General features: G+C 35.0%; 16 protein-coding genes. 5 read left to right on the top strand and 11 right to left on the bottom strand.

From position 1 onward, the window contains the following. Positions 1–101 precede the first annotated feature (101 nt). Positions 102–620 carry a GNAT family N-acetyltransferase gene (locus BAQ46_RS05625; RefSeq protein ID WP_071741763.1) on the top strand — a complete coding sequence of 173 codons (519 nt, stop codon included), beginning with the start codon at positions 102–104 and terminating at the stop codon, positions 618–620. Further along, on the top strand, positions 617–1534 hold the full coding sequence (locus tag BAQ46_RS05630; RefSeq protein WP_071741764.1) for a GNAT family acetyltransferase: 918 nt from the start codon (positions 617–619) through the stop codon (positions 1532–1534). The genes BAQ46_RS05625 and BAQ46_RS05630 overlap by 4 nt, the downstream gene beginning before the upstream one ends. 21 nt (positions 1535–1555) lie before the next feature. Here BAQ46_RS05630 and BAQ46_RS05635 read toward each other — a convergent pair whose 3' ends face one another. Both BAQ46_RS05635 and BAQ46_RS05640 read right to left on the bottom strand, forming a co-directional pair. After that, the gene (locus BAQ46_RS05635; protein WP_071741765.1) at positions 1556–2464 is read right to left on the bottom strand and encodes a VOC family protein; all 909 of its coding nucleotides are present in this window, start codon (positions 2462–2464) and stop codon (positions 1556–1558) included. Between the two features lie 189 nt (positions 2465–2653). Continuing rightward, complete coding sequence (locus BAQ46_RS05640; protein ID WP_000488988.1) at positions 2654–3565, bottom strand: VanW family protein; 912 nt, start codon at positions 3563–3565, stop codon at positions 2654–2656. A 361-nt stretch (positions 3566–3926) separates the two neighbouring features. Here BAQ46_RS05640 and BAQ46_RS05645 point away from each other — a divergent pair, with 361 nt between their 5' ends. Together BAQ46_RS05645 and BAQ46_RS05650 are read left to right on the top strand one after the other, a co-directional pair. After that, complete coding sequence (locus BAQ46_RS05645; protein ID WP_001997954.1) at positions 3927–4268, top strand: hypothetical protein; 342 nt, start codon at positions 3927–3929, stop codon at positions 4266–4268. Positions 4269–4385: 117 nt separating this feature from the next. After that, entirely contained in the window at positions 4386–5477 is a 1092-nt protein-coding gene (locus BAQ46_RS05650; RefSeq protein ID WP_000345047.1) for a DUF3900 domain-containing protein, read from the top strand. A gap of 239 nt (positions 5478–5716) precedes the next feature. On the opposite strand, the gene BAQ46_RS05655 is transcribed toward BAQ46_RS05650, so the two are convergent. The 9 genes from BAQ46_RS05655 to BAQ46_RS05695 all read right to left on the bottom strand — a co-directional run bounded on the left by BAQ46_RS05655 (position 5717) and on the right by BAQ46_RS05695 (position 10828). Beyond that, entirely contained in the window at positions 5717–6064 is a 348-nt protein-coding gene (locus BAQ46_RS05655; RefSeq protein WP_071741766.1) for a hypothetical protein, read from the bottom strand. Between the two features lie 33 nt (positions 6065–6097). After that, positions 6098–6259 (bottom strand): hypothetical protein, encoded by a 162-nt coding sequence (locus BAQ46_RS30600; RefSeq protein WP_000387292.1) that lies wholly within the window; start codon positions 6257–6259, stop codon positions 6098–6100. Positions 6260–6436: 177 nt separating this feature from the next. After that, a complete protein-coding gene (locus BAQ46_RS05665) occupies positions 6437–7282 on the bottom strand; it encodes an exonuclease (RefSeq protein WP_071741767.1) in 846 nt (281 codons plus the stop codon). Positions 7283–7473: 191 nt separating this feature from the next. Continuing rightward, positions 7474–7674 (bottom strand): cold shock-like protein CspB, encoded by a 201-nt coding sequence (gene cspB / locus BAQ46_RS05670; RefSeq protein ID WP_001179150.1) that lies wholly within the window; start codon positions 7672–7674, stop codon positions 7474–7476. A 215-nt stretch (positions 7675–7889) separates the two neighbouring features. Then, positions 7890–8789: a WD40/YVTN/BNR-like repeat-containing protein gene (locus tag BAQ46_RS05675; protein WP_071741768.1), complete on the bottom strand. Its 900-nt coding sequence runs from the start codon at positions 8787–8789 to the stop codon at positions 7890–7892. A gap of 16 nt (positions 8790–8805) precedes the next feature. Then, positions 8806–9249: a flavodoxin gene (locus tag BAQ46_RS05680; protein WP_001062756.1), complete on the bottom strand. Its 444-nt coding sequence runs from the start codon at positions 9247–9249 to the stop codon at positions 8806–8808. Between the two features lie 138 nt (positions 9250–9387). Beyond that, positions 9388–10008, bottom strand: a complete 621-nt coding sequence (locus BAQ46_RS05685; protein ID WP_000070938.1) for an acetate uptake transporter — start codon at positions 10006–10008, stop codon at positions 9388–9390. 86 nt (positions 10009–10094) lie between these two features. Next, the gene (locus BAQ46_RS05690) at positions 10095–10490 is read right to left on the bottom strand and encodes an NUDIX hydrolase (protein ID WP_000197779.1); all 396 of its coding nucleotides are present in this window, start codon (positions 10488–10490) and stop codon (positions 10095–10097) included. After that, on the bottom strand, positions 10487–10828 hold the full coding sequence (locus BAQ46_RS05695; protein WP_001268357.1) for an ASCH domain-containing protein: 342 nt from the start codon (positions 10826–10828) through the stop codon (positions 10487–10489). Before BAQ46_RS05695 ends, BAQ46_RS05690 begins: the two co-directional genes overlap by 4 nt. A gap of 110 nt (positions 10829–10938) precedes the next feature. Here BAQ46_RS05695 and BAQ46_RS05700 point away from each other — a divergent pair, with 110 nt between their 5' ends. Next, positions 10939–11496, top strand: coding sequence for a CatB-related O-acetyltransferase (locus tag BAQ46_RS05700; protein WP_000966320.1), 558 nt, complete (start codon positions 10939–10941; stop codon positions 11494–11496). Positions 11497–11533: the final 37 nt, after the last annotated feature.

Raw genomic sequence — 11533 nt, forward strand, 5'->3', positions numbered from 1 at the left:
GGTGGATAACATTAAATGAGGTTGAGAAAATTAGGAAAACGCTTTCATTTTGTGTCGTAATTTTTTTATACATACTACATAAATAAAGGAGCTTATTAACAATGAACGTCTCTTTACTTACACCTACTATCGATTTACAAGAAGAATACTTAGATTTTTATAACGAATGGAAAGATAGCGGTGAAACGATGATTCCGTGGGTTATTACAAAGGATCCTTCTAACTTCCCCGCTATGGTACAAGAATTACTCGATGCACATAATGGAATAAATCTTCCTGACTCTTGGGTACCAGATTCTACGTATTGGCTCGTTACAGATCATAATAGGATCGTAGGAGCTGTTAATATACGCCATAGTTTAACCGAACATTTATTTAACGCTGGCGGTCATATCGGTTATGGCATTCGCCCTTCTGAAAGAAGAAAAGGTTATGCTACGAAATTACTAGCATTATCACTGGAAAAAGCGAAGGAATTAAATATCACGAAAGCACTTGTCGTTTGCGATGAAGTAAATACTGCTTCAGAAAAAACAATTTTACATAACGGCGGGCTTCGTGATGAGGATTTCACTGAGGAAGATGGAAATGTAGTAAGGCGTTTTTGGATTGAGCTATGAAGAAGTCATCCAATGAACATAATCTTGTTATAGAGAGTTATAATAAAAGTAATGAATTAAAAGTAAAACAACTTATTGATTTATACAATGAAGAATCGTACGTATTTCACTTATTACGAGATAATAAAACAAAATGTGCGTATGTTGCCTACTATAAAAAAGATGTAGTAGGCATCTTTTTCACCTGGGGCAGTAACTTCCATCCATACTGCACATACTTTCGAATATATACGAATCCTTTCTATGCAGAGCTACACATTGAAGAATTTTTATTAAACGAGATTCAAAAGCGAGAAAACTTTAAACTCCCATTACAAACCTCTATATGGGAAACATCAGCTCATTTAAAAACGTTTTTTGAAGAACATAATTTTACGGAAATTCGAAGAACATATATGCCGATATTAGACTTACAAAAAATAGTTTCTATCGATATAGTCCCTAATTCAAATTATCATGTACAAACTTTATCGAACATCGTATCAAATAATAATTTATTAGAAAAACTAGCCTACTTAGTAAAAGAAAATTATGAGCAAACCCACCTAGCAAATCCCGTTGCCTCATTCCCACTACAAACTTGGCAAGAGATGATTTTAGCTGATGACGTACTACTAGATGGGAGCTTTCTCATTATAAATGAAGAGCATCAAATTATGGTATACTCTTTCCTCCATACATCAGAAAAGGATAATACGGTAGAACTAGGATGGTGTGGGACTCACACTATAGACGATATATCTTTACTGAAATTGCTCGTTTTCAAACAAGCTATGTATGCAAGTAAACACGGTTATTCCTTCATTCAAGGTGAATTCGATTCAACAAGTATATATGCAATGGAGATATTAAAATCCGTTCCTTTCAATCCTTGTGCTACCTGGATTACGTATCAAAAAGAAGTCGGAAGGTAATTATACACCTTCCGACTTCTTTTATGCTGTTTCTATTTCAAACTGTACTGTAATACCACTCGGGTCTACTACAGTAAATCCAGTTAAAATCTCATTTATTCCATGTTGTTTTTCTATTAATCTTTCTTTCACTTCATCTAACGCTTCTTTATGCGGTAATACAATCGTATATACCTTAAGTCCAGTTGCATGTGCTGGTGAATGCGGGTTATTTACTCCGTTCCACGTATTTGCGCCTATATGGTGATGATATCCTCCTGCAGAAATGAATAAGCAGTCATCTTCACGTTGCTGCACTTCAAAGCCTACTGTATCTACATAAAAGTCATGTGACTCTTCTACATTAGCTATTCGTAAATGTACATGTCCAACGACAGTATTAGCAGGTAATCCATCGAACTCATAATCAACAAGCGTTGCTAGTTCTTTTAAATCAAGCGGGGTACTTCCTCCTGGCCCTTCTCCCCATTGATCGCGCGGACGATCCGCATAAATTTCAATACCATTTCCCTCTAAGTCTTGTAAATAAAACGCTTCGCTATACGTATGATCGCTTGCGCTATTAAACCTTGAAATTGGTAAAATTTCATTTGAATATGTATAACGCCCCTCTTGCTCAGCCGGACTATCAATTACATTCTTATTACGAATCACACCAAATAATGCCGACGCAAAAGCCTCACGAGTCGGAACCAAAAAGGCTACATGATATATACCAGTCGTACGCGGCTCTTGCAGTACCCCGTCCTCTAACTTTTCAAGAACAAGTAATGTATTCTTTCCACCTTTTCCAGATAAATATGCTTTATTCCCCTCTTGCTTAATTACTTCTAAGCCTACAACATTCTCATAAAAGGCAATTTGACGTTCTAAATCTATCACCTTAAATTCAACATGACCAATACGTGTTTTCGGATGAATTTGTACCATGAATAACTCCATCTCCTTATCCCAATATTCTTCCATTACATATAACCGTTACTATGAAGGATACAACTAAAATCATCCTATGTAAATAAGAAAAGTCAGAATTTACAATTATTTTTATATTCATAATAAAAAGTCACCTCTTCTAACTTTCAGAAAAGGTGACTTTACAAAAATAGTCTGTTCTAATTCTTATCGCATTTTATGTACTTCAGCAACTAACTTTCCGCCCTGAATGCCCATATAAAGCTTCACAGGTGCATCATTCGTATTTTCAAACACTAAGTCTAAGTATGGATATGCAATTGTAGCATCTCTTCCTTGTGGAACGTAACCTACCGTTTTAGAATGTGTTGTTCTCTCTACCATTTTCAAACCAGCTTGATCTGCCGCATTGTATAATGTTGATGATGTTTGACAAACACCACCGCCATATCCATCTACTAATTTACCATCTACAATTTCTTTTCCTAATTGATATCCTTTATCTGGCGTTGTATCACCAATTAATGCATTGAAAGAGAAACGGTCTCCTTTTGCTAATACAACTCCATTTATGCTCGCTGCTGACAAACGAATATTTTCAATACGGCCACCTGTTGAGCCACCTAAATTCGTTTCATATCTACCAATTACCGTACCACTTCCTTGCGCATCACTTAATGTTGCAGTAGGCTTCTTCTCAACAATAGGTAATTGATAGGAAGAATCCCACATACCTACGTTTAATAATTTATCTACTAATTCTTTTTCCATTAATTCATAAGAAGGTTTCCCTTCTTGCCAACTTCCATCAGATCCTAGACGTGAAGGGACCATCTTTTTGTCAACATTTTTCCCAACTTCCCTAGCAACCTTCTCAACTGATTTTTTAAATTTCGCTTCATCTTCAAAATAACCTAGACTCGACAAATCTAACTTTTTTACTTCCGTACCTGTACGCCCATCTACTAAACTAATAGAATCCTGTACTTCTGCTTTAGCCTCTACCGTGTGGCCACCAATATCACTTACTAATGCAACATCACTTACTTTTGTACCACAGCCACTCACTACAGCTACACATAAAACCCCAACTAATATACCCTTTACTTTACGGAACAATATACTCTCCCCTTTTCCCCAATACTACTTTTATGTATTATTTCATTTTTATGTATGTTTTGTTACAATCATTTTACAATATATTTATAAATTGTTACAAGTTATTTTTTACTCTATATAAATTACTCTTTTCTTTTCCAAATGTCTATATATATTTACATAAAAGTTTGAGTTTGATAGAATTGTAACCTTTACGTAACCTCTCCCTATTATCCAGTATATACCATAAAACGAACGAAATACAAATGTAAAACTCCATATTCGTATTTATAAAAAACATCCTGTGAACATAAATAGGTATTTGCCGTGCCACACTCCGCTTTTACACATACATTATGGTGAATTAACCTATTTTAAAGAAATGGAGGATGTTTTTATGTACCCCTACAATCCATACGATCCATATAACCAAACTGGTTATCAACCTCAATATGATTTACAAGCACAATACCAACAATATATAGATCCAGTAGAACAAGTTAATCCATATGATCAAACTCGACAATTCCAACTTCCAATCTCTTTTCCTGGTGCTGGAAACCGTCAATTAGAAAGACGAGTAAATGAGCTTGAACAAAGAGTACGTCAATTAGAAAACACGGTTGAACGTCATACACGTAGATTAAACCGCTTAAACCAACGTTTACGTACAGTAGAAAACAGACTGAACATTCCATTTTCAGCATTAGAAGACGGATTTTAATTTCGGAAATAAAAAATATATGAAGGAAGGGGGCTTCCCCTTCCTTATATAAATTGACGAAAGTTTTTTCCATCTCTATACTGATAAGAGTTAATGAAATGAAACAAGGTGATAAATATGGATTTTGAAATAAATTATCTTTCCTTTTATGTTGTACAAGTAGAAGGAAAAGGTGAAGCTGTTGATAAACGCTACAAACATTTTCAAACATTAGACGCTGAAGAGTATGAAGATAGCTCCTTAAAAGAATTTTTGAATGGAGAATTATTAAAAATTTCAAAGAGAAAAGTAGAACGTCATGCGAAAACAGAACAAGCTCCGACAAAGATCGGTCGCTTTATTGTAGAAGAAGGGCACGAACTTGATTCAAATCCTCATTACAACTTATTTAATCGCATCCGCTTTGCAGAAACGAAGGAAAACTTCAAAGATATGAGCGAACCTCTCGTTTATACATATCTTGACACAAGTGCTGTACGCGGTGGTGTATTTTTAATTGCGCAAGCTAAACTACGCAAATACTTTGATGATCCATTCGTCTTCGTTATGAAATGTGACTTCGAGCCAAAAGTCGCTTCCATTTCCGATGAATCCACACTAATTCGTAACGTTGAAATGGCCATCACAACAAAAAATATGAAATCTATCCAATATCCGTACATGCCCGAAGAAGGTATGGTCGAAGTGGGCGAGCTAAAGATTCACCAAGCATCACACGCCCGTTACTTTGAAGACTTCTTAAAATTCGTCGAATACGAACGCTCTATGCCTGAAATTATGAAAACACAAGTAATGGACATGGTATACGACCAAATTGAAGATGTATTTGAAGAAGGTACGGAAGAGCGCGAACAGTTCGACCAAGCAATGGAAGTATGGGCTGCCAGTCCGAAACGCGAAATTATGGAACAATTTTCAACCGAAGAAGTAATGGAAGCTACCGCTCAAATCGTCGAGCATGCGCCTGAAGTGGAATTAAAGCTAAAAGCAGATCATATCTCTGTAAAGGCCCTGCTTGCTGATTTCGGGGATCAAATACATATCGCAAAGGTAAATGACCGATACGTATTAATGATTGAGGCTGATACACTTACATTTGAGAAAGGCTTCTCTCCTATTGAATTTCTGAAGCCAGACGAGTTGCAAGACGTAATTGAACGGATTGAGAATAAGCAGCAGTATTCTTATGATCCGAACGGGATTGAATAAATTCTTCTATATACCTATTTTTACAGAGCACTATTAACAAACGATCTTTTATTTGTGACATATTTGAAAGTTATGTAAAAAACCGATTCTACTAAGAATCGGTTTTTCTGCTTTATAATAAAATATGCTTATTTTTGATCCAAGAGGACATTTGTCACAGGATTCAGTAGATTTGTTTTTTGTTGTACAAGTGTATTTCCATTAGAGTAGTCACTATGTATATTGGTAAAATGAAATTTTCACTTTACTACCTCAAATTTATTGTACTCGTAAAAAGATAATTGAAAACGATATTTTGGATGCTCTCTCACCCAATCGTAAGCTTCTTCTAAAATATCCATTTTGTTTTGCAAGTCATTCAATTCACTACATTCGTTCCTTTTCTGTTTGCATAGCGGACAGAATCCATTCACTATTTCAATACTCGTCGCCCTAATCGTTTTCCTTTCTAAATCAACTACTAGACGAAGAATAAGAGAATGTTCTTCTTTTGTAGTCACCGTCATTTCAGCAATCCCATCCTCATTCCAAAAGACTCCGTTTAATTCCATCTGTACGGTAACATCGTTAATATCCAAGTCTATCACTATCACACCTCCCATATATATAAGACTCTTAGCTTACTCTTCTATTTTAATCTTTAATACACCACGATTTAAAGATATATTAAGCCTTTTCCAATTCTTCTTCTGTGCTATGAAAGGAAGTGTAATTACCGCTAATAGCGTGGTAAATATTATCCCAAAAACTAAAACTGTTACAATGTTAAAGATTGCTTCCATTCAACTTTACCCTCTTTCATTTCTATGGGCTCTAATTTTATGAATATATTAAAAAATTTCTTACCACACCTTAAATTTCAAAGTAGCACAACAAATCAATTCCTATTTATATGAATACTTTATTCATCCATCAATACAATGACAGTAAATTTATGTAGCTAGAAATAGAGAAGAATGTCATTTAACCTCTGCATTCTTCTCCATCTCAGCCAAATACCTAATCTGCCTTTCCGCCTTTCTAACCGCCGTACGAAAATGCTTTTTCAGTAGTTCTATTGTAGATTCACTTATATCATATCTTTCCGTTATACTTTCCCACGTGTCACTACTTTCAAATGTACTCCAAGCGAAAGGACGCTCTGTATTTTTTCTCATTTCTTTAAATACCCATTTTCGCATCTTTTTTTTCGCTTTTTCTGTTAATTTTCCATCCTTTACAAGCTCGAGTTCACCATGTCTTTTATACCTTTTAGTAATCTCTCTCTCGCTATATGCTTTAAGAAGTATGTTCGCTGTATTCTCAGCATCCGCTAAAGCACGGTGCTGCTTCCCTTCCCATATTAAACCGAGCTGTTCTACTGCAGATTGTAAACTTGGTGTATGCTCAAACAATTCTTCATACGCTTGGAAAACAAACTTTTGCAAATCAATTCTTCTTTCTTTTTCCATACACGGACAATCTACACCATGTAACGTACAATCATGAGATAGAAATCGATAATCTTCTTTTCCCCATGTAACAAATATAGAATCTTCTCCTATAAACTGAATAAATCTCTCTATAATTTGCGGAAATTTCTCTACATTCATTAAATCTTTCTTTGTAATTCCCGTTAATTTTGTCGTATGACGAGTAAGTCGTGCACCGGGTTTTACTAACTCCGAAAATTCTCCAATTATCTTCATTGTACTTGCTTCTATTTTTACAGCTCCAATATCAACTATCTCTGACGGATCTTCTGATTTGTACGGCCTAAAATTTCTCTCTATATCAAACACAATAAAATGTGTAGTGTTTTTCAATTTATTTACCTCTTTCTACATTCCTTTTCACACACATACTTTATTTTCAGTATTTATTTATTCATACACTTTATGCATGTAATACTTCATCTAAAAAACGAAAATTCAATCTCATTATGCTATGTACATAGGAGGTTCTTCAATTAAAACGCAAAAAAAAAAAGAAGGGCAAGCCCTTCTTTCTTCCACAATTACTTCTTGTTAACGTTTGTAGCTTGAGGTCCACGGTTACCTTGTTCTACTTCGAAAGTAACTTCTTGACCTTCTTCTAAAGTTTTGAAACCTTCGCCTTGGATAGCTGAGAAATGAACGAATACGTCTTCTCCGCCTTCAACTTCGATGAATCCGAAACCTTTTTCTGAGTTAAACCATTTTACTTTACCGTTTTGCATGTAAAAAATCCTCCTACAATGTACCTATATGTACATATTCATTTTCAACCACTTTACAAAAATAAGTCAGACATTAAAAAAACTGCAACTCTGAGGAGATTTAACATTGCTATCCTCCTCGGAAGTTACAGCTCATTTAAATCTCTATATTATTAAAAGTAAAATGGTTTAAATATAATATATCATATCAATATAATAAAAGCAAAGTTTTTTTGCTATACAATTTTTTTCTTCCACTGCATCGCTTTTGATTCACCTGATCCCGCTACAAAATAGGCTTCTTTTTGGTTCACAATGCGCCAGCCATGCCCTTTAACTGAATCACATACTGTTACAATTCCTTCTTCTAAAAGTACACGACAAACAGTACTAATCCCAGCCTTATTTTGCGTTGACGTTGTATATAACACATGTTGATCTACACTTAAGTCTAAATAGCTACTTGCTTTTTGCTCACTTTGACATGTGTGCCAATATGTTTTTTCACTCTCTATACTTTCATCTATTTTACAAAAAGAAATATTACCGCTAATCCCCTTGCACGACCCACTGGCTGCTACTAAATAAGAATTGTGTAACGTCAACGCTGAAATCATCTGATTCATTACGATTTTAATCCTCTTTAATTTACGTGTCTCCAAATTAAAGAGCCAAACACCACCATATTTAGCATGTATTTTCGTACCGATAAATAAGTAATGTTTATATAAAAACAACGATCGAATAGATGGTGCTCCGCCACCATATTCAAGAAATGGATGAACGGTTTCCCATGTCGAACCAAAATCATTCGAATGATACAACGTTTTATCTCCATGAGCAATGACAGTTCCTTCTATATTACTACACACATTCCAACTCGTTGCCTTTGTTGGAAAACGTTGAACCGTCCAATTCTCTCCACCATTCATACTACGAATAAAAATTCCTTCGTCACCTACACCATACACTACATTATCTTCGCTATGTAAATCCCTAATTCGTTTTTGAAAACCATTTAAAATTTGTTTCCATTCTCCGTCTTGTTCAATAAATAAACCATTATATGTAGTAGCTAACATAAGCTTTCCATCTCTTAACTTTGTAATAGCGGTCGCACTTAACATTGTCTCCACGTTGACACTCCCATTCTTAGAACTTCTCAGCAAATGCAATTGCAAAATTACTGCATTTTTCAACATCCTCTTCATCTTCTGGAGCTAGTTCGATTTTCAACCCTTCTTGTACAAGCTCTGCACCGCGCTCTACAAGTCTTTCTTCAAATATCGTTACCGCTTCACAAAATAGTTCATACGCCGTATCACCTGATCCGAATACCGCTACTTTCTTCCCTGATAAATCTATATTTTCTAAGTCATCATGGAAATCTTCCGCTTCAAATGGTAATTCCCCATCTCCCCACGTATAAGATCCTAAAATGATTCCATCATAAGCTAATAATTCTTCAGCATCCATGCCTTCCATTTCTTGCAATACTACTTCATGATCAAAAGCATCTAAACTAACTTTAATTAAATCAGCAATACTCTCTGTATTTCCTGACATACTTGCATAAGCTATTAAAATTTTCGCCACTTTGGCATCCCCCTCTTACAATAAATGATTCTCATTCTCATTATATTAATAATGATAATCAATTTCAATTGTATTTTTTATTTTTATTTATTCCATATAAAAAAGCACAGATGACTATACAATCATCTGTGCTTTTTATTACTTTTTAAAAATACCAAACGGCTTTCCAACTGGTAAAACAACTTTACCAAAGTGTGTGTTTAACACTGCTGCTGCTGAACCATAGAAAGATAATAATGAAATAAGAAGTTCAGAATATGCTGCTAAATTATGCATTGCATGCGGCATAACACCTAAAGTACTTAATGAAAGACCGATAAATAAGAAATCAATAAGGACGAAAATCATAAATAATACTTTATGTGTTTCCATTGCACCAATTGTCATAAAGATTGTGAAAATTAAATATCCGATAAAGGCTACACCAAGCTGTTTTGAATCTGCAGCTTGTGCTAATTTTTCGCCAAATACTCCAAGTTGAATTAACCAAGTCATTCCAACACCTAGCCAAAATAGACCGTATGCACCGAATGCTGTTGTACCGAATGTATTGTTATGCTTTGCATCGTGAATGCAAGCAAAGATTTGTGCAAATCCTCCTAAAAAGATTGCCCATGGTAATACTAGTGAAACGCCATCTGTTAAGCCTAACTTTTGAGATGATGCTACAAGTGTTACCATCGCTAATCCAAATAGACCAATTCCAGATGGATCTGCTGTTGTCATTTTCACATGATGTGTAGTTGTTTGATTGCTCATATAAACCTCCTGATTATAAACATACTCGAATACAATACTTAAATCAGAAGACTATGTCAATGGTTTTTTTTGTATGTTGTCAGACCTTATATTTTATAATGTTCTAATATACTTTCAACCACTTCATACGGTTTTATATTCACTTTTTCCAACTCATATATCGGCAACCATAACGGAATATAAATCCCTCTATCTTTCATTTCGAATTCTTCAGCTTTACCACTTCCAAAAACTCCACCTACAATATCGGCATTAAAATAATACTCCGTACCCTTATACTCCACCTTTGCAATTAGATGCTCCACTTTTATATGTACCCCTAATTCTTCAAAAATTTCTCGCTTTGTTGCTTCTTCCGGTGTTTCTCCTTCTTCAATTCCTCCACCTGGAAAAACATAGTACGTTTCATCTTCTTGGATACGTTTTATAAGAGCAATTTTCCCTTCCTGCACAATGATAGCTGCGCCGCGATTTCTTGTCATTTTATTACCTCAATACCGATCGCAACTGTTCCCCACTTTTGTTCTTGTTCTTTCGTATATATTTTGTATGTACTTTCTAACATTTCCTCTAAACTATCATTTCCACAATCCAATAATTTTTTATCAATTTGTTCGTACATTGCTTGAAAGTTTTTATATCGTTTTATCTCCGTTACTTTTACAGCCATCGTTGCTGCTGTCGTAAGGTTCGTAAATACAATATGATCGCCTTGTTTTATGAGTTGACGCTTTTTATCGTATAAGCGCACTTCATACACTTTTTTTCCTGATTGAATTGACTGAAAAGGTTTATTATATAATCCCATTTCATATCTCATACATTCCACTCCCATTTATTTATTTTACCTATTAACACTGGTCACCTTACTACACCTTGCATATAATATTCCACGCTTATTTCTTGATTGAGAAAGAAGGTTGAAGAATCATGTTATATTTAAATCAAAAACCTGAATATAGTAAGTATGATATCGGTGATTATACTTATAGTAAAGTAGGTCCAACTATTTTTTCTTGGAATGATGAAACGAAATTAAAAATAGGTAAGTTTTGTTCATTAGGAGAAGAAGTTGTTTTCATACTTGGCGGAGAACATCGCGCGGACTGGATAACGACTTATCCATTTAACGCTCTTTTCAGCGAAGGAGCCCATATTACTGGTCACCCCTCTTCAAAAGGTGATATTGTAGTCGGCAATGATGTATGGATTGGTTATCAATCCTGCATTTTATCTGGTGTTACGATTGGTAACGGTGCCATTATTGGCGCAAAGAGTGTTGTTACAAAGGATGTACCACCATATGCAATTGTAGCTGGTAATCCTGCAAAATTTGTTCGATATCGTTTCCCACAAGAAACAATTGACAAACTAGAAAATATCTCATGGTGGGACTGGGACATTTCTGTTATAAAAGGAGCTATTCCATTTCTACTCTCCGACAAAATTGATGAATTTTTCAGCTCACCCGAAAAAGAATCTACTTGATTCATATAGAAAGAGCATCCTTCTCTTACAGGATGCT

It is taken from the genome of Bacillus paranthracis (assembly GCF_001883995.1).
GTDB classification, from domain to species: domain Bacteria; phylum Bacillota; class Bacilli; order Bacillales; family Bacillaceae_G; genus Bacillus_A; species Bacillus_A paranthracis.

What these genes read in the sequence shown, in the direction of transcription:
- cspB (WP_001179150.1), bottom strand. Translation starts at nt 7,674, where the DNA reads ATGCAAAACGGTAAAGTAAAATGGTTTAACTCAGAAAAAGGTTTCGGA.
- BAQ46_RS05690 (WP_000197779.1), bottom strand. Translation starts at nt 10,490, where the DNA reads ATGACAAGAAATCGCGGCGCAGCTATCATTGTGCAGGAAGGGAAAATT.
- BAQ46_RS05650 (WP_000345047.1), top strand. Translation starts at nt 4,386, where the DNA reads ATGGATTTTGAAATAAATTATCTTTCCTTTTATGTTGTACAAGTAGAA.
- BAQ46_RS05625 (WP_071741763.1), top strand. Translation starts at nt 102, where the DNA reads ATGAACGTCTCTTTACTTACACCTACTATCGATTTACAAGAAGAATAC.
- BAQ46_RS05635 (WP_071741765.1), bottom strand. Translation starts at nt 2,464, where the DNA reads ATGGTACAAATTCATCCGAAAACACGTATTGGTCATGTTGAATTTAAG.
- BAQ46_RS05685 (WP_000070938.1), bottom strand. Translation starts at nt 10,008, where the DNA reads ATGAGCAATCAAACAACTACACATCATGTGAAAATGACAACAGCAGAT.
- BAQ46_RS05695 (WP_001268357.1), bottom strand. Translation starts at nt 10,828, where the DNA reads ATGAGATATGAAATGGGATTATATAATAAACCTTTTCAGTCAATTCAA.
- BAQ46_RS05645 (WP_001997954.1), top strand. Translation starts at nt 3,927, where the DNA reads ATGGAGGATGTTTTTATGTACCCCTACAATCCATACGATCCATATAAC.
- BAQ46_RS05630 (WP_071741764.1), top strand. Translation starts at nt 617, where the DNA reads ATGAAGAAGTCATCCAATGAACATAATCTTGTTATAGAGAGTTATAAT.
- BAQ46_RS05700 (WP_000966320.1), top strand. Translation starts at nt 10,939, where the DNA reads ATGTTATATTTAAATCAAAAACCTGAATATAGTAAGTATGATATCGGT.
- BAQ46_RS30600 (WP_000387292.1), bottom strand. Translation starts at nt 6,259, where the DNA reads ATGGAAGCAATCTTTAACATTGTAACAGTTTTAGTTTTTGGGATAATA.